At 70.5% G+C, this 21,019-nt stretch carries 15 protein-coding genes and 2 pseudogenes; 7 read left to right on the top strand and 10 right to left on the bottom strand.

Annotated elements, in window-relative coordinates:
• Positions 1-81: 81 nt before the first annotated feature.
• Both htpG and ABL312_RS14570 read right to left on the bottom strand, forming a co-directional pair.
• Positions 82-2,043 (bottom strand): molecular chaperone HtpG, encoded by a 1,962-nt coding sequence (gene htpG, locus ABL312_RS14565; protein WP_349358128.1) that lies wholly within the window; start codon positions 2,041-2,043, stop codon positions 82-84.
• Between the two features lie 127 nt (positions 2,044-2,170).
• Positions 2,171-2,938 (bottom strand): glycerophosphodiester phosphodiesterase family protein, encoded by a 768-nt coding sequence (locus ABL312_RS14570; RefSeq protein WP_349361420.1) that lies wholly within the window; start codon positions 2,936-2,938, stop codon positions 2,171-2,173.
• A 156-nt stretch (positions 2,939-3,094) separates the two neighbouring features.
• Between ABL312_RS14570 and ABL312_RS14575 the strand changes: the two genes are divergently transcribed.
• From ABL312_RS14575 to ABL312_RS14585, 3 genes are read left to right on the top strand one after another with little or no spacing between them, the layout of a single operon-like run.
• On the top strand, positions 3,095-5,296 hold the full coding sequence (locus ABL312_RS14575; RefSeq protein ID WP_349358129.1) for a caspase family protein: 2,202 nt from the start codon (positions 3,095-3,097) through the stop codon (positions 5,294-5,296).
• Between the two features lie 16 nt (positions 5,297-5,312).
• Positions 5,313-7,253, top strand: a complete 1,941-nt coding sequence (locus tag ABL312_RS14580; RefSeq protein WP_349358130.1) for an adenylate/guanylate cyclase domain-containing protein — start codon at positions 5,313-5,315, stop codon at positions 7,251-7,253.
• 11 nt (positions 7,254-7,264) lie between these two features.
• Positions 7,265-8,086 (top strand): hypothetical protein, encoded by an 822-nt coding sequence (locus ABL312_RS14585; protein ID WP_349358131.1) that lies wholly within the window; start codon positions 7,265-7,267, stop codon positions 8,084-8,086.
• Between the two features lie 5 nt (positions 8,087-8,091).
• On the opposite strand, the gene ABL312_RS14590 is transcribed toward ABL312_RS14585, so the two are convergent.
• From ABL312_RS14590 to ABL312_RS14605, 4 genes are all read right to left on the bottom strand, one after another.
• Complete coding sequence (locus ABL312_RS14590) at positions 8,092-9,354, bottom strand: MFS transporter (protein WP_349358133.1); 1,263 nt, start codon at positions 9,352-9,354, stop codon at positions 8,092-8,094.
• 101 nt (positions 9,355-9,455) lie between these two features.
• The gene (locus ABL312_RS14595; protein WP_349358134.1) at positions 9,456-10,526 is read right to left on the bottom strand and encodes a metal-dependent hydrolase; all 1,071 of its coding nucleotides are present in this window, start codon (positions 10,524-10,526) and stop codon (positions 9,456-9,458) included.
• A gap of 158 nt (positions 10,527-10,684) precedes the next feature.
• Complete coding sequence (locus tag ABL312_RS14600) at positions 10,685-12,784, bottom strand: 3-hydroxyacyl-CoA dehydrogenase NAD-binding domain-containing protein (RefSeq protein ID WP_349358135.1); 2,100 nt, start codon at positions 12,782-12,784, stop codon at positions 10,685-10,687.
• 171 nt (positions 12,785-12,955) lie between these two features.
• The gene (locus tag ABL312_RS14605) at positions 12,956-13,810 is read right to left on the bottom strand and encodes a hydratase (RefSeq protein ID WP_349358136.1); all 855 of its coding nucleotides are present in this window, start codon (positions 13,808-13,810) and stop codon (positions 12,956-12,958) included.
• 204 nt (positions 13,811-14,014) lie between these two features.
• Here ABL312_RS14605 and ABL312_RS14610 point away from each other — a divergent pair.
• Positions 14,015-14,395, top strand: a pseudogene (locus ABL312_RS14610) (FKBP-type peptidyl-prolyl cis-trans isomerase); the annotation flags it as partial.
• A gap of 87 nt (positions 14,396-14,482) precedes the next feature.
• Positions 14,483-14,773, top strand: a pseudogene (locus tag ABL312_RS14615) (rhodanese-like domain-containing protein); the annotation flags it as partial.
• A 6-nt stretch (positions 14,774-14,779) separates the two neighbouring features.
• Here the strand turns inward: ABL312_RS14615 and ABL312_RS14620 are convergent.
• Positions 14,780-15,409 (bottom strand): CDP-alcohol phosphatidyltransferase family protein, encoded by a 630-nt coding sequence (locus ABL312_RS14620; protein WP_349358137.1) that lies wholly within the window; start codon positions 15,407-15,409, stop codon positions 14,780-14,782.
• Between the two features lie 25 nt (positions 15,410-15,434).
• A complete protein-coding gene (locus ABL312_RS14625) occupies positions 15,435-16,985 on the bottom strand; it encodes an FGGY family carbohydrate kinase (protein WP_349358138.1) in 1,551 nt (516 codons plus the stop codon).
• Between the two features lie 184 nt (positions 16,986-17,169).
• On the opposite strand from ABL312_RS14625, the gene ABL312_RS14630 reads away from it, so the two are divergent.
• Positions 17,170-18,156, top strand: coding sequence for a stealth conserved region 3 domain-containing protein (locus tag ABL312_RS14630; RefSeq protein ID WP_349358139.1), 987 nt, complete (start codon positions 17,170-17,172; stop codon positions 18,154-18,156).
• Here ABL312_RS14630 and ABL312_RS14635 read toward each other — a convergent pair.
• Positions 18,111-19,355 (bottom strand): glycosyltransferase family 4 protein, encoded by a 1,245-nt coding sequence (locus ABL312_RS14635; protein ID WP_349358140.1) that lies wholly within the window; start codon positions 19,353-19,355, stop codon positions 18,111-18,113. The genes ABL312_RS14630 and ABL312_RS14635 overlap by 46 nt on opposite strands.
• The gene (locus ABL312_RS14640) at positions 19,352-19,993 is read right to left on the bottom strand and encodes a CDP-alcohol phosphatidyltransferase family protein (RefSeq protein WP_349358141.1); all 642 of its coding nucleotides are present in this window, start codon (positions 19,991-19,993) and stop codon (positions 19,352-19,354) included. The genes ABL312_RS14635 and ABL312_RS14640 overlap by 4 nt, the downstream gene beginning before the upstream one ends.
• Positions 19,994-20,234: 241 nt before the next feature.
• Here ABL312_RS14640 and ABL312_RS14645 point away from each other — a divergent pair, with 241 nt between their 5' ends.
• Positions 20,235-21,005 carry a phosphocholine cytidylyltransferase family protein gene (locus ABL312_RS14645; RefSeq protein WP_349358142.1) on the top strand — a complete coding sequence of 257 codons (771 nt, stop codon included), beginning with the start codon at positions 20,235-20,237 and terminating at the stop codon, positions 21,003-21,005.
• The last annotated feature ends 14 nt before the right edge of the window (positions 21,006-21,019 follow it).

Here is a 21,019-nt window from a genome sequence, read left to right on the forward strand (position 1 = left end):
GCATGACAAGGCCCGGCACGCCGAAACGCGCCGGGCCGCTTCCTTTCGCGACCGATCGTGCCCGACCAATTGTGCCGCGCGTCAGGCAAGGCCCTTCTGCATGACCCCGGCCATGCGCCGGGCGAAGGCGGCCGTATCGCCCGGCACCTCGCCGTCGAGGATCAGCGCCTGGTCGAACAGGAGCCAGGCCATATCGGCGAGATCGCTCTTGTCGCCGGCCGCCTCGAGCTTGCCCGACAGCGCCTTGACCAGCCCGTGGCCGGGGTTGAACTCCAGCACGGGGGCAAAGCCCGCCGCTCCGCCGGCCTGGCGCGCCATCAGCTTTTCGAGCTGCCGGTCCGGACCATGCTCCGGCGCGACCAGACAGACCGGGCTTTCCGCAAGCCGCACGGACGCGCGCACATCGGCCACCTTGTCGCCGAGCGTCTCCTTCAGGAAGGCGGTGACGAGCCCTTCGTCGGTCTTCGACGCGCCCGCGTCGTCGGCCGTTTCGGCCTCCGTGTCCGCCGCGTCGTCGCGCGGGATCTGGTCGAGCGCCGCCGCCCCTTGCGTCACCGACTGGAACGGCTTGCCGTCGTAGCCCTGCGCCATCTGCACCCAGAAGGCGTCGACCGGATCGGCGAGATACAGAACCTCCACGCCGCGCGCCCGGAAACCTTCCAGATGCGGGCTTGCGGCAATCGCCTCCTGGCTCGCGCCGGTGGCGTAGAAGATCTGCGTCTGGTTCTCCTTCATGTCGGCGACATAGTCGGCGAGCGAGCGCCAGGTCGCGCCACCGTCCTTCGACGAGCGGAAACGGGCGAGGCCGAGCAGCTTGTCCTTGCGCTCGAAGTCCTCGTAGATGCCTTCCTTCAGCACCGCGCCGAAGTTTTCCCAGATCTTCAGGTAGGTCTCGCTGTCATTGTCCGCGAGCTTCTGCAACTCGGAGAGAATGCGGTTCGTCACCCCCTTGCGGATCGCCTCCAGCACCGGATTGTGCTGCAGCATCTCGCGCGAGAGGTTGAGCGGCAGATCGGCGCTGTCGATCACGCCGCGCGCGAACCGCAGCCACGCCGGCAGGAGGTCCGCGTCGTCGGCGATGAAGACGCGGCGCACATAGAGTTTCACCCGGCCCTTGCGGTCGGGATCGAACAGGTCGAAGGGCTTCATCGAGGGCAGGAAGATCAGCACGGAATACTCGTGCCGGCCTTCCGCGCGATAGTGCAGCGTCAGCGCCGGCTCGTCGAACTGACCCGACACATGGCCGTAGAATTCAGCGTATTCCTCGGCGCTGACCTCGGACTTCGACCTGGTCCACAAGGCGGTGCCATCGGCGAGCTGGCGCTCGGTGGTCGCCTCCGCGTCCCCGTCCTCCGTCTCCGCCGGTGTCGCGCCGACAAGCACGATGGGCACGGGCACATGCGCGGAATAGGCGCGCACGATGCGCTCCAGCGTCGCCGGCGTCGCATAGTCGCCCGCGTCGTCCTTCAGATGCAGCACGACCCGTGTGCCGCGCGCCGGCACGTCGTCACCGGACGGGTCGACCGGCTCGACGGTGAAGGTGCCCGTGCCGTCGGAGATCCAGCGGTGGGCCTGATCGCTGCCGGCCGCGCGGCTCGTGACCTCGACCCGGTCGGCAACCATGAAGGCGGAGTAGAAGCCGACGCCGAACTGGCCGATCAGCGCCGAGCCGTCCTTCGCCTCCTCCAGCTTGTCCATGAAGGCGCGGGTGCCGGAGCGGGCGATGGTGCCGAGATTGGCGATCATCTCCTCCTCGCTCATGCCGATGCCGTTGTCGACGATGGCGAGCCGCTTCGCGTCGGCATCGGCCTCCAGACGGATGCGGAAGTCGGGATCCTCGCGGGTCAGATCGGGGGCGGTCAGCGCGGCATGGCGCAGCCGCTCGCAGGCGTCGGCCGCGTTGGAAATCAGCTCGCGCAGGAAGATGTCCTTGTTGGAATAGACCGAATGCACCATCAGGTGCAAAAGCCGGGCAACCTCGGCCTGAAAGGCGTGGGACTGCGGCGCGGCATCCTGCGCCGCGCTCGTCGTTTCGCTCGTCATGGGTGCGCGAAGCTCCTCTTGGTGACGTCGTTGGAAAGTCGGCGCCGGGGCCGCGCGCGGCCCGGGCCGCCCAGATATCGGTGAGCCGCGAAACGGAATCAAGAACCGGCGCGCCGCGTCGGGCCCGTCACCAGACGCCCTCTTCCTGCGCCACGCGCTTGAGCAGGGCCGGCCGGTCGGTGACGAGGCCGTTCACCCCCTTGCGGATCAGCCGGCGCATCTCGGCCTCGTCGTCGATGGTCCACACATGCACGGCGATGCCCCGGGCATTGCAGTGGCGCAGGAAGCCGCGCGTGGCGAGCGGCACGCCGTATTGCGTCAACGGGATCTGCGCGCAGGCGACGTCGGGGGTGCGCACCGGCATCTTCCACGACCCGAAGCGCAACGCCGCGACGCTGCGCGGCCCCGAACTCACGCAAAGCTCCCGCCCCAGCTCGGCTTTGGCGATCGCCAGCCGCCGGTCGGAAAAGGAGGCGACGCAAACCCGCTCGAGACAGCTCATCGCCTTCAGAAGCGCCAACGTCGGCGCAAGCGCCTGATCGGTCTTGATGTCGATGTTGAAGCGCATGTCGGGATAATCCTCGAGCGCTTCGGCGAGCGTCAGCAGGGGTTCGCCGCCCTCCATGCGCACGCCGGCGAGATCGGACATGCGCTGCGCCGACACCACGCCGCGCCCGTCCGTGGTGCGCTCCAGCGTGTCGTCGTGAAAGACGACGACCTGTCCGTCGGACGTCGCCTGCACGTCGATCTCGATGAAGCGGTAGCCGAGATCGCGCACGGCGCGAAACGCCTGGCGGCTGTTTTCGGGAAACTCCAGCGCGCCGCCGCGATGGGCGAAGGCGTGAAAGCCGGGCCCGGCGAGATAGGGGTGGGAGGGGCGAAATGTGGTCTTCATCACGGACAGGGTAGCGCAGGCGGGCGAAGATCGGAAACATCGCCGCGCCGCGCGGGGCAGCGTGCATTGACGCGCCGCGCCCGATGGGCTGCAATTCCCGAAACGGACTGCATGTCCAAAGAGGCCGCAAGGCGCCCGAAGACAGGACCGATTGCCATGACCGCACACCCGCCCCTGCGTTCCCGCTCTCGCCGGCCGCATTGGCCCGCGCGCGTCGCCGCCCGGCTTGTCCTGTTTCTTGCCCTGGCGGTCGTGCTGGGCGCGGGTCCCGCGATGGCCGCGCGCCATGCGCTGGTCATCGGCAACGCGAATTACGACAGCGACACGCTGAGCCCGCTGGCCAACCCCGGCAACGACGCGGCGCTCATCGCCGACACGCTGGAGCGCGCCGGCTTCGAGGTGACGCTGGTGCTCGACGCGGACCTGCGGGACATGAAACGCGCCGTGCGCGACTTCACCGACACGCTGTCCGCGGCCGGCGACGACACGCTCGCCGCGCTTTACTATTCCGGTCACGGCTTCCAGGCCGGCGGCAAGAATTATCTCGCGCCGCTGGGCGCCGATCTGCGCGACGAGGTGGACGCGGAGTTCGAGGCGCTCAGCGTCGACTGGCTGCTGTCGCGCGTGGAAGCCGCCCACGACGGCGCCAACGTCGTGATCCTGGATGCCTGCCGCAACACCGCGCTGACGCGCTCGGCCGGCAATGCGGGGGGCTTTGCGCTGCTGCAATCGACGCCGCGCGGGAGTTTCATCTCCTTCGCCACCGCACCGGGCAGCGTGGCGGCCGATGGCGCCGGGCTCAACAGCCCCTATACGGCGGCCATCGCGGCCGAACTGCTCGCCCCCGGCGCGACCGTGGAGGCGGTGTTCAAGGCCGTGCGCCGGCGCGTGGTGGAAGAGACCGGGGGCGCGCAGGTGCCCTGGGACCATTCCTCGCTGACCGCCGACGTCGTCTTCCTGCCGGGCGGCGTCGCGACCGCGCCGGACGCCCGGGCCCCGGCGCAGACCTCCGACGTTCAGCTCGAACTGCAACTGTGGAACGACGTGAAGGACAGCGGCGACGCGGATCAGATCCGCGCCTATCTCGCCCGCTTTCCCGACGGCACCTTCGCGGCCCTTGCCCGCGACCGGCTGGCGGCGGCCGAGGCCGGCGGCGCCGGCGAGGTCGAGCGCCTGTTCGCCCGGCTCGCCAGCCGCTCGCTGCTCGTCGAGACACCGACTCGGCCGCACGAGTTCTATTCCAACGCACGGCTGCGCGAGATCCGGGGCGATTATCCCAAGGCCCGGCAGGATTATCTCAAGTACTTCGCCTTCGGCATGCCGCAGGTCGACCCGCATCTGCGCTTTCAGGCGGTGCTGAAGATCCAGGAAGGCCCGGCCGGCGCCCGCGAGGTCTACCGCGCGCTGTCGCAGGGCCGCCAGGACCCGACGACGCTCTTCGCCGAGATCCTGCTCGCCGAGCGCGAGGAGCGGGTGCGCCGGCTGAGCGCCTTTCTCGAGGCCCATCCCGACTTCACGCCGGCGGCCTATGCGCTGTCGCAGGACTACAGCCAGGCCCGCCTCGGCCAACAGACCACCGCCGACAAGACGCGCGAGAAGGCGCTGCTCGAACGCTTCATGACGGGCGTCGAGGAGGGGCGGTTCCTCGGCTATTTCATCGACCAGCAGATGGCGGCGGAGCAGATCGAGGACGCCAAGAGCCGGCTCGCCGCCCTGTCGACGCTCAACACGGCGGCCATCGCCAATCCGGTGACACTCAACGCCATGCGCTCCAATCAGGGCTGGATGCTGACGCTCGCCATCGCCGACCGGGCGCAGGAGGTGTTCGTCCAGTTGCCCGGCGAGGAGATGCGCTCCACCGGCTTCGTGCCCGGCGCCGTCGATCCCACGACCGGGCAGCCGGTGCCCTATCCGATGATCGAGCTTCCAGGCTCCGTGGGCGACACGGAGATCGCGGTGAGCTACCGCGACATCCGCGGGCAGATGCAGGGGCCGTTTCCCGTGACCTTCACCCCGGCGGGCGCGCTCATCGCGGGCCAGAAGGACATTCTGGAGCGTCTGTCCACCGGCTGGCTGTCGTTTCAGGACTGGGACGACCGGCGGCTTGTCTATTTCACGCATCTGATCAGCTACCGCTGCGCCATCGAGGAAGTGCGCTACGGCTATGACACCGACACGCCCGACCGGGTGTTCGAGATCGGCCCCTGCGACCCGGACAATCCGCATGCGATCCCGCGCAGCGGGCCGGGCTCCACGGTTCATGCGGACATTGCGAAGTCGGTCGGCTATGTGAGCGTCCAGCTCACCTATCGCGACGGGACGCAGTCCGACATCAAGCGCTTCGACACGCCGCAATGACCGCAAACCCCGCCTCATGATCCCGCGTCCGCCGCGCGGCGTCGGCCGCGCGCAGATGCTGGTCGCCGCCCTGCTCGCCAGCCTTGTCGCCCTCGCCGTCGGACATCGGCTCGATCCCGCGCTTGGCGACCGCGCGCTGGCGCTCGCGCCGACGCCGGACGCTCAGGTGCGCGACAAGATCGCCGTGCTGACGATCACCGAGGACACGCTCGCCGGCTTCGCCTATCGCTCGCCCATCGACCGGGGCTTTCTCGCTGACCTGATCCTGCGCCTCGATGCCGCCGGCGCACGGGCCATCGGCCTCGACATCCTGCTCGACCAGCCGAGCGACCCGGCGAAGGACGCGCATCTGATCGCCGCGCTGGAGACGGTCGCGACACCGGTGGTGCTGGCGCGCGCCGACACGGACGACGGGTTGAGCGCGCGGCAGGCCGCCTACCTTGCCGATGGGCTCGCGGGGCGGACGAGCGGCTGGATCGCGCTGGAGCGCGACGAGGTCGACGGCATCGTCCGCCACCTGCCCCGTCCGCGAGGGCCTCACGGCACGCAGACGCCAAGCTTCGCGGAGGCACTCGTCGGCACGCCGCCGGCCCTTCCGGCGCCGGAGCGGGCGGGCCGTATCCTCTACTCGCACGGGTCGGACGGGGCCCCGGCCTTCGCCACCTATCCGGCCCACACCGCCGCCCTGCTGCCCGATGTCTGGTTCGCCGACAGGATCGTGCTGATCGGCACCGATCTGCCCACAATCGACCGGCATCCGACACCCCTCGTGGCGACCCGGGGCGCGCAAGCCGGCAGCCTGCCCGGCGTGACGATCCATGCCCATTTGACCGCACAGCATCTCGCGGGACTGACGCTGCCGACCCCGCCGCCGGGCCTGTCGCTCGCGCTCACCCTTGCCGTGGCGCTTTTGGTGGCGGGCGTCGGGCGCACCGCCCGCCCCGCGTGGCTGTGGCTCGGCGGTCTTGCCGGGCTTGCAGCCTATGCCGCCGGTGCCGCCGGGCTGATCCGCGCGGGCGTGATGCTGCCGCCGCTCGCCGGTCCGCCGCTTGCTGGCCTTGCGACCGCGCTGCTTCTCGGGCTCGCGCGCTGGCGCGCCGAGCGGGCGGAGCGCGCGTTTCTGCAGGACGCCTTCGCCCGTTATGTGAGTCCGGCGGTGGTCTCGCGGATCGCCAGCGGCCGGCTGTCGCTCGCGCTCGGCGGCGAAACGCGCGAGGTCACCTATGTCTTCACCGATCTGGAAGGGTTCACGACGCTCGCCGAAACCCTCCCGCCGCAGGAGGTCGGCCGGGTGCTCAACGGCTATCTCGACGGTCTGTGCGACAGGATGACCGCACATGGCGCGACCATCGACAAGATCGTCGGCGACGCGGTGATCGGCTTCTTCGGCGCGCCCGACGACGATCCCGATCAGGCCGCCCATGCGGTGCGCCTCGCGCTGGCGCTCGACGCCTTCTCGCAAGACCACCGGAAAGCCCTCGCGACGGAAGGGCTCACCCTCGGCGTGACCCGCATCGGCGTGCACAAGGGGCCGGCCATCGTCGGCAATTTCGGCGGCGCCCGCTTCTTCGATTACACCGGCCTCGGCGACACGGTGAACACCGCCGCGCGGCTCGAAGGCGCCAACAAGGCGCTCGGCACGCGCCTGCTCGTCAGCGAGACGGTCGCCGCCGCCTGCGCCGGCGATCAGATCCTGCGCCCCGCAGCCCGCCTCCTGCTCAAGGGCCGCTCGACGCCGCTCGCCTGTTTCGAGCCGCTTGCCCCGGACGCGGCAAGCGCCGGCTGGCTCGCCGCCTATCGCGCGGCCTATGCCAGCCTCGACACCGATCCCGACGCGGCCGCGCGGGCCTTGGAGACCCTTCTGGCGGAGCGCCCCGACGATCCGCTGGCGCGGTTCCATCTCGCCCGCTTGCACGCCGGGGCAAGGGGCGCGACAGTGACCCTCGAAAGCAAATAAGGATGCCGCGCGTGGATACACGGCCCACTTCGCAAACCGCGCATCGCCCGTCGCCGCGCCGGGCACCGCATGCCGTCGTCCTGGCGTTGGGTCTGACGTTGGGTCTGACGTTGGGTCTGGCGATCTGCGCGCTGACGCCGTCGCCGGCGCGCGCCGCCGATTTCGTCGTGGCCGCCGCAAGTGCCGTGCCCGAGACTTACGCGCCGGGCACGGAGCTCACCGCCGATGCAACGCTCGACCTGCCCGCCGGGGCCAGACTGACGCTGATCGCCCGCGACGGGCGCATGATCACGCTCACCGGGCCGCATCAGGGCCCTGCCGCGACACCCGGGGACGGCGCCGCCCCGGGCACGCCGCGCGGCGGACTGCTATCCGGACTGAAGGGCCTGCTCGCCGGCGAGACGGCCCGCTCCAGCGTGCTCGGCGCGGCGCGCGCCGATGCCGGCGACCTGCCGCCGCCGCCCGGCCTGTGGCACATGAGCGCCGACAGTTCGGGTCCGCGCTGCGCCCGCCCGGAAAGCTTCCTGCTGTGGCGACGCGAGGCGGCGCACGCCGTCTCCGTCACGCTGCGCTCGGACAACGCCCGCCATGCGGATCTCGTCTGGCCGGCCGGGGACAACGATCTGGCGCTGCCCCGCGACACGCTCGCCGGGGACGGTCGCCTGCTGGTCTCGCTCGACGGCACGATGCGGGACTTTCAGGTCGCCTTGCGCCCGGCGGACCTCGCCGGCGCCGCGCCGGGCGCGCTGCTCGCCTGGATGATCGACAAGGGCTGCAACCGGCAGGCGTTGGCGCTCATCGCCCGCGTCCATGCCGGCGGATCGTCCGACTAGCGGGGTCAGGCCGGCGCCAGCCGGGCCGGGCGCGTGCGCCAGAGAATGAACACCATCACCAGAATGTTGAGCCCGTTCCAGGCGATGCCATTGAGGAAGGCCGCCTGATAGGACGCGGTGAGATCGTAGATCCAGCCCGACATCCAGCCGCCCAGCGCCATGCCGACGATGGTCGCGGTGATCACCGTGCCGACGCGCCGCCCCGCCTCGCGCGCGGGCAGATACTCGCGCACCACGATCGCGTAGCTCGACACGATCCCGCCCTGCGACAGGCCGAAGATCAGCGACACGAGATAGAGCGAGGCAAGCCCGTCGTAGGGGATGTAGAGAAAGAGCGCGAGACATTGCAGCACCGCGCCGATCAGCAGCGTCGGCACGCCGCCGATCTTGTCGGCGAGCACGCCGGAGATCAGCCGGCTGGCGATCCCGGCGGCGAGCATCAGCGACAGCATCTCCGCGCCCCGCGCGACGCCATAGCCGAGATCGACGCAATAGGCGACGATATGCACCTGCGGCATGGCCATGGCCACGCAGCAGCCGAGCCCCGCCACGATCAGCAGCCCCTGCAGCTGGTTGGGGCTGAGGTCGATGCGTCGCGCCGGCATCGGCTCGGCGCGCGGGACGAGATCGGACGCCGCGCGCATGTGGGGCGGCGGGCGACGCAGCAGGAAGGCGACCGGAATGAGCACGACGAGGCAGACGATGCCGGCAAAGAGATAGGCCCCGCGCCAGCCGTGATCCTGCATCACGGCCTGCAGGACCAGCGGCCACAGCGCGCCGGCGAAATAGTTGCCCGATGCGGTCGCCGCGACCGCGAGCCCGCGCCGCTTTTCGAACCAGTGCGACACATCGGCGAGCAGCGGCCCGAAGGTCGCGGCCGCGCCGAAGCCGATCGCCGCCCCCTGAAGCGCGGTGAAAACGATGAGATCGGGCGATTGCGCGGCCAGCAGGAAGCCGGTTCCAAGGGCCGCGGAGGCGAGCGCCAGCGGCGCCGTCACCCCGTAGCGGTCGACGAAGCGGCCGATGAGCAGATTGCCGAGCGCGAAACCCACCATGGTCGCCGTGTAGGGCAGCGAGGCGTCAGCCCGGTCGACGCCGAATTCCTCCTGCACCGCCGGCAGCACGACGACGACGGACCACATGCCGACCCCGCCGATGGTGGCGAGCAGCATCGACAGGACGAGCCGCGCCCAGGCATAGGCGCTGTCCACGCCGCCCGTCGCGAAGCTGCGCCTGACGGCGTCGCCGAACCCTTCCGTCTGTCGCATTCGAACGCCCCCCGGTTGCGCGTCCCCCGCGCATGCGCGTCCTTCGACCTACACCCGCGCGCGCCCGCCGGCAATCCCGCTCGCGCCGGCGCGGGTCGCCGTCAGCACATCCGCCGGACGGGTCCGTCCGGATCCGGCGAGAGATCCTCGGCCATCCGCACCGCCGGCCGGCCCTGCAGGCGCGCCAGCAGCCAGTCGACGTCCCCGTCCGCGTTGCGGCGATGGCTGAGGTCCCGTTCGGGGTAGATGGCGACCGTCGCGCCGTCCCCCGTCTCCCGGGCGATGGCGAAGCGGAAGGCATAGCCCGGCGTCAGCCCCATCCGCAGATCGGAGACGACGATCCTGTCGTCCACCCACTCCACGCGGTAAAACCCCCGGCTGAACCAGGCGAGCTTGTCGAAGGCCGGCGTCTCGTCCAGGCAGCGCGCCAGATCGGCGCCGCGCGCATGCGTGTAGATGCGCGGGCGCGCGTCCGGATCGTCGAGAAACGACAGATAGAGATTGTGGTAGCGCCCGTCCTCCAGGCCGATCACCTTCCACACGAGGGTCGTGAAGGGCGCGGCGATGGCGAAGACGCGCTCCGGCGCGAGGCCCGCGTCGGCGAAGATGGTGCGGGCGCGCGCCTCCATCCGGTCCTGCAGGACGACGGAAAGGCCGAGATAGGCCGTGCTGACGACGAGCGCGGCCGTCAGTCCGCGCGCGAAGCCGCGGCCCCAGTCGCGTTTGAACAGCGCCCATATCACCGCCGCGAGCAGCGGCAGCGTATAGAGCGGATCGATGATGAAGACCGATCCCACACCCACCGGATCGGGGTAAAGCGGCCACAGGATGCGCGTGCCATAGACGGTGATCGCATCGATCAGCGCATGGGTGGCGAAGCACAGATAGACGGTCGCGTAGACCCACAGGCGCTGCGTGCGCAAGGCGCGGAAAAGGCGCACCAGCACCTCGCCGATCAGCGGCGCGGCGAGCGCATGCACGATCAGCGAATGCGTCCAGCCGCGATGAAACACGAAGCTGTCGACCGGATCGTCGAAGGGCAGGAACACGTCGAGATCGGGCAGCGTGCCGAGCACCCCGCCGACGAGCGCCGCCTTGCGCGGGCCCAGCGTCTTGCCGAGACAGGCCGTCGACACGGCGGCCCCGAGGGCGAATTGCGTGAGAGAATCCATGGGCTCCGGGGATCTTGCGGGGCCGGGCATCCGGCTCCGGGAAACGGGCACGAGCGATCTTGAAAAGGCCCCGCCGGGAGATCGGCGAGGCCTTCGATGGATCAGGTTTTAGGGCACCGCCCGCGTCCGGGAAGCCCCGGACACGCCGCTCCCGACGCTCAGTTCCTGTCGTTGAGCGAGGCGAAGGTCTCGCCCGCCTCGGCCAGTTTGACCAGCAGCGGCGCCGGCTCCCAGAAGAAGGCGTCTTCCTCGCCGAAGCGGCGCAGGTCGGCGAGGATGGTGTCGAGCCCTTGCGCGTCGGCATAATGCATCGGCCCGCCGCGCCAGCGCGGGAAGCCGTAGCCCATCAGCATGGTGACATCGACGTCGAGCGGACGCAGCGCAATGCCTTCCTCCACGGTCTTCGCCGCTTCGTTGACCATCGCCGCCATGTAGCGGCGGATGATCTCCTCATGCGTGAAGTCGCGCGGAGTAATGCCCTTTTCCGCCCGCTCCGCCTCGATGATCGCGATCACCTCCGGGTCGGGCGTGCCGCGCCGGGCGCCCTCTTCGTAAAGGTAGAACCCGCGCCCGGTCTTCTGGCCGAACCAGCCGCGTTCGCAAAGACGGTCCGCGAAGCCGACGACGCGCTCGCGCGGGTCGCGGGTCGCCGCGCGCCGCTTGCGGCCCGCCCAGGCGATGTCGAGACCGGCGAGATCGCCGACGGCGAAGGGCCCCATCGCGAAGCCGAAGTCGACCAGCGCCTTGTCGATCTCGTAAGGGCTCGCCCCGTCCTCGACCATGTAGTCGGCGGCCTTGCGGTAGGTGTTGAGCAACCGGTTGCCGATGAAGCCGTCGCACACGCCGGCGCGCACCGCGACCTTCTTCATGCGCTTGGCGAGCGCGAAGCCGGTGACCACCGTGTCGGGCGCCGTCTTGTCGGCGACGACCACCTCCAGGAGCCGCATCACATGGGCGGGCGAGAAGAAGTGGAAGCCGATCACGTCCTGCGGGCGCGTGGTGGCCGCCGCGATCTCGTTGACGTCGAGGTAGGAGGTGTTCGTCGCCAGGATCGCGCCGGGCTTCGCGACCGCGTCGAGCTTCGCGAAGACCTGCTTCTTGACGTCCATGTCCTCGAAGACCGCCTCGATCACCAGATCGGCGTCGGACAGGGCGGCATACTCCGTGCTGGTGGAAAAGGCCTCCGACAGCAGCGCATCGCGCTTGTCTTGCGTGAGCTTGCCGCGCCGCACCCCGTCGTCGAGCAGCCTGGAGACAATGCCGCGCGCGCGCTCCACGCTCTCCGCGTCGCGCTCGATCAGCGTGACGGAGAGCCCGGAATTGAGCGCCGCGACGGCAATGCCGCTGCCCATGGTGCCGCCGCCGATCACGCCGACGCTCTCCACCCGCCGCGCCGTCGCCGTGCCGGCCTCGGGGATCTTGGAGACCGCGCGTTCGGCGAAGAAGGCGTGGATCAGCCCGGCGCGCTGGTCGGAGTTCATCAGCTCGGTAAAGAGCGCGCGCTCGCGCGCCATGCCGTCGGCGAAGGGCAAATCATAGGCCGCTTCCACCGCGTCGATGGCCACCATCGGCGAGAGCTGGCCGCGCGCCCGCTTTTTCGTCGCGGCCCGCACGGAAGCAAAGACCTCCTCGGGCTTGGCGCCCGGATCGATCTCGCCCGTGCGCCGAAGCGCGGCGCCCCCTTCCAGAAACCCGCGCGCGAAGACGCGACCCGCCTCGAGCACGTCGTCGCCCTCCACGACCGCATCCACGATGCCGAGCGTTTCCGCCTCGCGCGCGCCGACGTGCCGGCCGCTGGTGATGAGGTCGAGCGCGGCCTCCGCCCCCGTCAGACGCGGCAGGCGCTGGGTGCCGCCCGCTCCGGGCAGAATGCCGAGCGTGACCTCCGGCAGTCCCACCTTGGCGGTGGCAAGCGCCACGCGGGCATGACAGCCAAGCGCCACTTCCAGCCCGCCGCCGAGCGCCGTGCCGTGCAGCGCGGCGATCACCGGCTTGTCCGAGGCCTCGATGGCGGCGATGACGTCCGGCAGGAACGGCTCGGCCATCGGCTTGCCGAATTCCTTGATGTCCGCGCCGGCGATGAAGGTGCGCCCGAGGCCGTAGAGAACCGCGATCCTGGCCTGCGGGTCCGCGGCGAAACGCTCCATGGCCGCCTTGAGGCCGGCACGCACGGCCTGCGACAGCGCGTTCACCGGCGGATTGTCGACGGCGATCAGCGCGATGTCCTGATCGACGGAGTAACGAACGGGCTCGGTCACGAGACAGTCTCCCAACTAGAAGGAACGGGCGGCGGGGCGGGTCGCGCGCAGTTTAGGCCCGACACCCGGCGTTTCAATCCCAAAAACGGCGCCGGTTTCGCCTGACGGATCCGCCACTTACGCTGCGTCATGCACGCATTCTCCGGACAGCCGAAGCCCGCGGGTCGACGCTCAGACCGTCATCTCGAGACGGATGTCCGGAAGCGGCAGACCGTCGATCCGGGTTTCCCAGGTTTCGCCCGGCGCGACCGGAAAGGCGCGCGTCAGCGTGCCCGTGGTGACGAGGACGCCGGGGCCGATCGCTTGCGCGAGCGCGGTGTCCGGGAGACCGTCGACCAGCGCCTTCAGGGCGCTGAGCGGACCGCCGAGCACGTTGTCCGCGTGTCCCCGGTCGACAGCGACCCCGTCCTTCGCAAGCGTCAGGGAGAAGGTCGACAATCGCGCGAGCCAATCGGCGCGGGTGTCCGGCGCGATGGCGACGAACGGGCGATGCCGCAACAGCCCGTGCAGCGCGAAGGCCGCCACCGTGTCGGCCGCCTGAAACCGCCAGCCCGGATAGGGCGACTGGACGAGTTCGAAGCCGAGCGCCACGCCGTCGATCCGCGCCAGAAGCTCCGCCTCGCTCAGGCCCGGCGCAAGCGGTGCCGCGATGCGAAACACGATCTCCGGCTCGATGCGCGGCTCCATCAGATGCGCGATGCCGCAGCGCGCCTCGCCGTCGATCCGCGCGACCGTCGTGTCGTAAACCGGCCCGAAGATCGGCGCATGCACATCGTATTCGTCCCAGATGGTGCGGTTGGTGAAGCCGATCTTCCACCCGAGCGCGCGCGCGCCGCGCGCGATGCGCCGATCCCGGATCGCCGCCGACACGCGATAGGCACGCGCCAGATCGAAGCCCGGGTCCCCATCGGTGATCGGTGCGCGGTTCCCGGCCCCGTCCGCGATTGACAGCAACTCGTCGGCAAGCCGCGCGTCCGCCGGATCGAGCCCTTGTGGCGAAACGGGTTGCGGATCATTCCCGGTCATTGCGGCGCTCCCCATTGCGCTCCCCCATGCGACACTCACCTGCCGTACAGGCGCGCCAGGGCGCGCTCACGCAGGATGGCGACCCGGCGCGCACCGTGCAAGCCACACGCGGTTGTGACCCGGCGACCGGATGTCACGGTTTGCCGCATGGGTCGGGCGCGTTAGTCTTGGACGTGAGAGACGCTTCATCCGCAAAGGCTTTCCATGTCCCGATTTCTGACGGCGCTAGCCGCCCTTGTGTTCCTGATCGTCCCGGCCGCGGCCGGTGAATTGAAGATCACCGATCTGACCGTCGGCACCGGCGCCGAGGCCGTGCCCGGCGCCACCGTCACGGTGCATTACACCGGCTGGCTCGAAGACGGCACGAAGTTTGATTCCAGTCGTGATCGTGGCGAGCCCTTCTCCTTTCCCCTCGGCGCGGGCCGGGTCATTCCCGGGTGGGACGAGGGTGTTGCCGGCATGAAGGTCGGCGGCCGGCGCGAGCTGATCATTCCGCCCGAGATGGGCTACGGCGCGCGCGGCGCGGGCCGTGTCATCCCGCCGAATGCCACGTTGAAGTTCGACGTCGAACTGCTCGCCGTGAAGGGCCCGGATTTCGGCAATCTCGACAATGACGCGCTGAAGGCCAAACTGGCGGAAGGCGCGGTACTGGTCGACATCCGCCGCCCGGACGAATGGGCCCACACCGGCGTCATCGAGGGCGCGCGGCTCGTCACCGTCTTCGACGAGAACGGCAAGGCAAACCCGAATTTCCTTGAGGAGATCAAGGCCGTCGCGGGACCCGACGACCCGGTCGTGCTGGTGTGCCGGACGGGCAACCGCTCCGAGATGGTCGCGCGCTATCTCGCCACCCGCGCCGGCTACGACAAGGTCGATCACGTCACGCGCGGCATCGTCGGCTGGATCGATGCCGGCAATCCGGTCAGCGCGCCGACCGTGCCCGCAGATTGCTGGCTGTGCTGACGCCCCTCAGCCGTCGCGCTCCCGGTCGGCGGCGGTGAGCATCGCCACCGCCCGGCGCATGCGCTGCACCGCCGTGAGATGCGACAGGCCCGCATAGACCGCGAGCCCGACCGTGACGACGCCCGTCGCCGTCAGCCCGGCCAGCGGCGCGGCCCCGGCCACGAGCAGCATCGCGCACAGGAAGATGACGCGCTCCAGCCGCTCGAACAGATCCGGCCAGGCCTCGTTGGAGATGGGGATCTCGATGGCCGTGCGGGCCTTGGCGTAGCTGGTGAAGACCCCGCCGGCGAGCGCGAAGAGCGCCAGCGCCCACAGATCGTGCACGGCGGCGATGGCCGCGAGCACCACCAGTTCCTGGTAGCGGTCGACCATGGCATCGAAATAGCCGCCCGACCTGGTGCACATGGCGCGGCGGCGCGCCACCGCGCCGTCGAGCGCGTCGAAGGCGAAGGCCACCGCCAGCGTCAGGCCGAAGAGCGCCGCGTTCTCGTGCCACAGATAGGCTGCCGAGACCGCCGCGACGAGGACGAGCCCCGTGCCCGTCACCTGATTCGGCGTCATGCCGAGGCGGATGAGCGGGGTCGACAGGCTCTCCCACAGCGGGTCGATGTGGCGCTTGAACAATCCGTCGATCATCGGGCCTTCTCCTTGCCGGGCACGCTCAGCGATAGAGCGAAATCAGCGCCTTGCGGTGGCGGTCGAGCCATGCGGCGCGCGCATCGAGACGCGCCATGCCCGCCTCTTGCGGCTCGTAGACCGCGACCGGGCCCGACGCAAGCACCGGTGTCGCCGCCTCCACCCGGTCGAACCAGCCGAGCGCCGTGCCGGCGAGCGCGGCGGCCCCGCGCACGCCCGCGTGACGCGGCGCGCGCACCTCGATCCGCCGCTTGAGCGCATCGGCAAGCATCTGCGCGAACACGGGGTTCACCGCCGCCCCGCCGACCAGCGGAATGGGCAGATCGTGGCGCACGCCCTTTTGCCGCGCGACCTTGTCGAGCGCCCAGCGCATGTTGAGCGCGACCCCTTCGAGCGTCGCGCGCAGCAGCGCCGCGCGGTCGTGCTGCGCGCTCAACCCGTAGAAGACGCCGCGCAGCCGGTCGTCGTCGACCGGCACGCGCTCGCCCGCGAGCCACGGCACGAAGACGGGATCGTCCGCCCGCCCCTCGCCGATCCCCTCGTAGAGCGCGGCGAGCGCGGCATCCCCGTCGCCGGCCGCGCCACCCATCAGCCGCGCCGCCCAGGCAAAGGCCGTGCCGGCGCTCTCCTGCGTGGCGATCAGCAGCGGGCGATAGGACGCGCTGCTCGAAATGGTCGCGAAGGCATGAAAGATGTCGATCCGCCGGGAGGGAAAGAATCCGCTCAGCCAGGCGCTGGTGCCGGCATAGGCGTGCAGCTGTCCGTCGGCCATGGCGCCGGAGCCGATGGCCGTCGCGCCGACGTCGCCCGCGCCGGCGATCACCGGCAGGCCCTCTGTCAGGCCGAGATCGGCCGCCGCCGCCGCGCCCAGATGCCCGGCGACCGCCGTGCCGTCGACGATCTCCGGCAGCTTGTCGAGCGGGATCCCGAGCCGGCCGGCAAGGCGGGGCGACCACCCCTCGCGGCCCGGGCGCGTGTCCATCATCCAGGTCAGATTGGCGCTGTCGGCGGTCGTCACGCAGGCGCCGGTGGCCTTGAGGATCAGCCAGTCCTTGACGTCGAGCAGCTTGTCGGCGGCCGCCCAGACCTCCGGTTCGTGGCGCTTGAGCCACAACATCTTGGCCGGCGGGTCCATGCCGTTGTGCGACGGCGCGCCATTGGCGATGCGCGTCCACATCAAGAGCTTGTCGATCCGGTATCCGGCAATCGCGGGAAATCCGCCGTTCATGTCGCGCGACAGCGCGCCCGCACGCTTGTCCATCCAGATGATCGCCGGGCGCAGCAGGCGCGCGCGCGCGTCGACGCAGACAAGGCCGCACATCTGCGCGCAGAACACCAGCGCCCGGGCGCGGGCATCGAGGTCCGGGATCGCGCGGGCGAGCTCGGCAAGGGCCTGCCCCAGCGCCGCCCACCAGTCGTCGGGCGCCTGTTCCGCCCGGTCGGGACCGGGAAAGGAGAGCGGATAGGCGGCCGTCGCGGTGGCGATGAGCGCAAGCTGCGGATCGAGCGCGGCGACCTTCACGCCCGAGGTGCCGAAATCCGCCGCGATCACCAGATCCTCGGCGCGCGGCTGCATGGTGCTTGTCAAAACGTCCCCGTCCGGTCCCGAATTGCGTGAGCTTCGCGACCGGGTTTATAGAGATCGGCGACAAAAATGAACTCCCTCCGACCGCCGCCCCCGCCGCCCGTCACGCCGGCCCGGCGGATCGCGCGCGCCGACCGCCCGCGCCGACGCCCCTTGCGACGAAAGGCCCGCCCGCATGCCGGATACCGCCATCTGCCCCGACGCCATCGATGTCGTCTACACCTGGGTGGACGACACCTTTCCCGGCTACGCCGACCAGCTCGGGCAATATGCCGCGACCGGACACGACCGCAACCCGAACCGCACCCGCGACAATCTCGAGATCCTGCGCTTTTCCCTGCGCTCGCTGGAGCGCTTCGCGCCCTTCGTGCGCAAGGTGCATCTGTTGACCTGCCGCCCGCAGGTGCCCGGGTGGCTCGACACGGAGCATCCTGATGTCGTCGTCCATCACCACGACGCGGTGATGGACCCGGCGATCCTGCCGACCTTCAACTCCTTCGCCATCGTCAGCCATCTGGCGAAACTGCCCGGCGTCTCGGAACGCTTCCTCTACTGCGAGGACGACATGCTGTTCCTGAACGACGCGCGCCTCGCGGATTTTCTCAGCCGTGACGGGCGGGCGAAGATCTTCGCCAAGGCCCGCCTCGCGCCCGTCCATTCGCAGCTCAAGGCGGACACGGAAACCCCGTGGAACCTGGCGCTGGCCACGGCGAATGTCGCGCTGGACCGGGAGTTTTCTCCCCACCGCAGACGCTTTCTGGCGCATGGGCCGCGGCTGATCGAGCGTGCCGTCTTCGAGGAGATGTGCGACCGCTTCCCCGCCGAGATCGCGGCGACCCGCACCGCGCGCTTCCGCACCGGCGACAATGTTCCGCCGGAGTATCTCTACCCGCATTACCTTCTGGAGACGGGACGGGCGGTGCTCGCCGACGCAACCGACAGCCGCCGCATGACGGGCTACGCGTCGCTGGAGAACTTCCTGCCCTGGACCTGGTACCAGCTGCTGCGGCTCGACCGGCAGCGGCCGGTGACCGCCACCCTCAACGACAGTTTCAACAAGGCGCCCAATCCCCGCGTCGTCGCCCATGTGCGCAACACCCTGCGGGGCTGGTTCCCTCAGCCCTCGCGCTTCGAGCGCGCCGACGCGACGCTGCCCGGCTGACCTTTCAGGGCCCGATCCGGAGGCACCTGATCCGGCGCGAGCGCCCGCCGGTATACCTCGACGAAACGCGGTCCCGTGGCCGCGATCCCGAAGGTCGTCGCATGTGCCGCCGCCCAGTCGGTGAGCGCGGCGCGGGCCGCCGCGTCCCGCGCGAGCGCCACGATTCGGCCGGCCAGCGCCCCCGCATCGCCGGGCGGCACCAGGAGATCGGCGCCGGGACCGGTGAGCACCGTCCGGTATCCCGCATTCGCCGCGGCGACCGGCAGGGTGCCCGCCGCCATCGCCTCGATCAGGACGAGCCCGAAGCTCTCGCCATAGCGCGACGGCGCGGCGAGGAGATCCGCATCGGCCACCAGCCGGCGCGCGGTGGCGGCATCCGGCGTCGGCACGAACGTCAGCCGGTCGCCCGCCGGCCCCTGAAGGGCTGAGCGCAGCAGCGGTTCCATCGGCCCGCCGCCGGCGACCGTCAGCCGCACGCCCGACGCGCGCGCCGCGATCTCCGGCCAGGCGTCGAGCAGCACGTCGAGCCCCTTGCGCGCCTCGAAGCGGCCGAGAAAGACGAGGGAAATCTCCCCCTCCCCCAAGCGCTCGCCCGCCGGCTGCGACGGCGCCTCGCCGGCGGCCCGCCATGGCGCGAGATCGATGCTGGGCGGCAGCACCTGCGCGGCCACCCCCACCGCCTCGGGCCGCAAATGCGCAAGCGGTGTCGGCGAGGGCACGATCACGGCGCGCGAGCGCAGCAGAAAGTGGCGCGCGGCAAGGCGCAGCGCCCGCGCCGCAAGCCCCCGCGCGCTGGCGTCGGGCAGCGTGGCATGAAACGTGGTGACCGTCGGCAGGGCGAGGTCCCGCCAGACCTGCCAGGCCATCAGCGGCGTCCAGGGCGTGTGCAGATGCACCAGATCCGCGCCCCAATCTCTCAGCTCCGCAACGAGACGCCGCCGGTGCGCGCGGCCCGCGAAGCTGATCTCGAAGCCGGTGCCGAAGAGTTTCACCCGCCGGGCCCGTCCGCAATGATCGATGCCGGGCTGGCGGACCCCCTCCACCGGCTCGGGCGCGACGATGCGCACCGCATGCCCCTCGCCTGCGAGCCAGGCGGCGAGATCGCGCACATGGGTCTGCACGCCCCCGGGCCGGGCCATGTCGTAGGGGCAGATCTGGACGATGCGCAGGCCGCCCGACTTTCGCGCGTCGCGGGTCATTGGGCCTGACGCCGCACGGTGAGCGCCAGCGCCTCGATCACGTCGGCCGCCGAATAGAGGAGCAGAAACACCAGCAGGGCCGGCAGCGCCTCCGCCCACCAGGCCAGCAGAAGCGCCACCGGAAGCGCCCCGCTCAGGCCGGCGAAAAAGGCATGGATCAGATCGAGCGGCGTCATCCGGCCGGCGGGAGCGGTCTCGCCGCCCTCCCCGGCGGTTTCGACGCGCGCCGGCTCCGCCGCATCGCGCACGACGCGCGCGTAAAGACGCGTCCAGCCCGCGACGAGACCCAGCGCTGTCCACAGCGCACCGGTCCCGAGCGCCTGATCCGCCAGCAGCCCCACGGTCGCGTAGAAAACGCCCCATTGCACCATGTCGATGAGGAAATCGAGCGTCCCGCCGAGCCGCGAAAAGCGCCCGGTGGCGCGCGCCAGCCCGCCGTCGACGCAATCGATCACCTGAAACAGACAGGCGCACAGCACGACGAGCGGCCCCGCGAGCGCGGGCGGGGCAAGCAGCGCGATCGCCGGCATCGCCGCCACCAGCGGCACCGAGGACAGGGTGACGGCCGTGGGCGAGACGCGCGTGCGCGCCAGCAGCCACACCAGCGGGAAACTCGCCGGCCGGGCGAACAGGGCCACCCCCCAGTCGCCACGCCATTCGGCGGCGCCTTTCTCACGTCGATGGGCGTCAAGGAGATCCCGGTATCGGGGGGGGCGGTTGGGTTCCGCACGCATTCTTGTCTGTCCTTGCTTCGGGCCATGCTTCGGGCCTTGCTTCGGGCCGCACACCCCGCGCCCCTCCCGGGAAACGCCGGGGTTCTTGCTCACCGTTCGGCCCTCGCCTATACCTGCCGTCGCCTTATCACACGCCGACGGGTCCATGGTCGACATCACAGCGATTTTTCTTGCCGCCGGGCGCGGCGTCCGTATGGGCGCGCGCGGGCGCATCACCCCCAAGGGGCTTCTGTCGATCGGGACGCGCACCTTCATGGAAGACGCGGTCGCGACCCTGCGCGCGCATGAAGTCGCGGCGATCCGGATCGTGACCGGACATCTCGCCGATCAGTATCGCGAGCTGGTCGACACGCGTCTGCCGGGGATCGAGCTGCGTCACAATCCCGCCTTCAGCGAGAAGGGCTCGCTGCACAGCCTGCTTGTCGGGCTGGAGGGCCAGGACGGGCCCTGTCTGGTGCTGGAATCGGACCTGATCTTCGAGCCGCGCGCCATCGAGACGACGCTCGCCGCGCGCGACATGTCGGCCCTGCTCGTGTCCGGTGCGACCGGGGCCGGCGACGAGGTCTACGTCTGGGCGCAGGAGCGGGAGCCGGGCCCCTGCCTGCGCGACATGTCCAAGCAGCGCACGCAGTGGGACGAAGCCCCGCGCGGCGAACTGGTCGGCGTGACCTATCTGACCGGCGCGGCGGTGGCGCACCTCAAGGCCATCGGCCCGCAGATGGTCGCCGCCAACGCCATGGCCGACTACGAAAGCGGCATGGTCGCGCTCGGCCGCAGCCACCCGATCACCCTGCCGAAGATCGAGGATCTGGCCTGGGCCGAGGTCGACAACGAGGAGATGCTCGCCCGCGCCGCCGAGCACGTCTATCCGCGCATCGCGGCGGCCCGCAGCGCGCATCCTCGCATGGACGGCTGACGCCGGGCGCGCAT

Origin of the sequence: Stappia sp., assembly GCF_040110915.1 — a bacterium.
Lineage (GTDB): Bacteria > Pseudomonadota > Alphaproteobacteria > Rhizobiales > Stappiaceae > Stappia.

Coding starts and splice junctions, on each gene's coding strand:
- htpG (WP_349358128.1), bottom strand. CDS start 2,043: ATGACGAGCGAAACGACGAGCGCGGCGCAGGATGCCGCGCCGCAGTCC.
- ABL312_RS14570 (WP_349361420.1), bottom strand. CDS start 2,938: ATGAAGACCACATTTCGCCCCTCCCACCCCTATCTCGCCGGGCCCGGC.
- ABL312_RS14575 (WP_349358129.1), top strand. CDS start 3,095: ATGACCGCACACCCGCCCCTGCGTTCCCGCTCTCGCCGGCCGCATTGG.
- ABL312_RS14580 (WP_349358130.1), top strand. CDS start 5,313: ATGATCCCGCGTCCGCCGCGCGGCGTCGGCCGCGCGCAGATGCTGGTC.
- ABL312_RS14590 (WP_349358133.1), bottom strand. CDS start 9,354: ATGCGACAGACGGAAGGGTTCGGCGACGCCGTCAGGCGCAGCTTCGCG.
- ABL312_RS14595 (WP_349358134.1), bottom strand. CDS start 10,526: ATGGATTCTCTCACGCAATTCGCCCTCGGGGCCGCCGTGTCGACGGCC.
- ABL312_RS14605 (WP_349358136.1), bottom strand. CDS start 13,810: ATGACCGGGAATGATCCGCAACCCGTTTCGCCACAAGGGCTCGATCCG.
- ABL312_RS14620 (WP_349358137.1), bottom strand. CDS start 15,409: ATGATCGACGGATTGTTCAAGCGCCACATCGACCCGCTGTGGGAGAGC.
- ABL312_RS14625 (WP_349358138.1), bottom strand. CDS start 16,985: ATGCAGCCGCGCGCCGAGGATCTGGTGATCGCGGCGGATTTCGGCACC.
- ABL312_RS14630 (WP_349358139.1), top strand. CDS start 17,170: ATGCCGGATACCGCCATCTGCCCCGACGCCATCGATGTCGTCTACACC.
- ABL312_RS14635 (WP_349358140.1), bottom strand. CDS start 19,355: ATGACCCGCGACGCGCGAAAGTCGGGCGGCCTGCGCATCGTCCAGATC.
- ABL312_RS14645 (WP_349358142.1), top strand. CDS start 20,235: ATGGTCGACATCACAGCGATTTTTCTTGCCGCCGGGCGCGGCGTCCGT.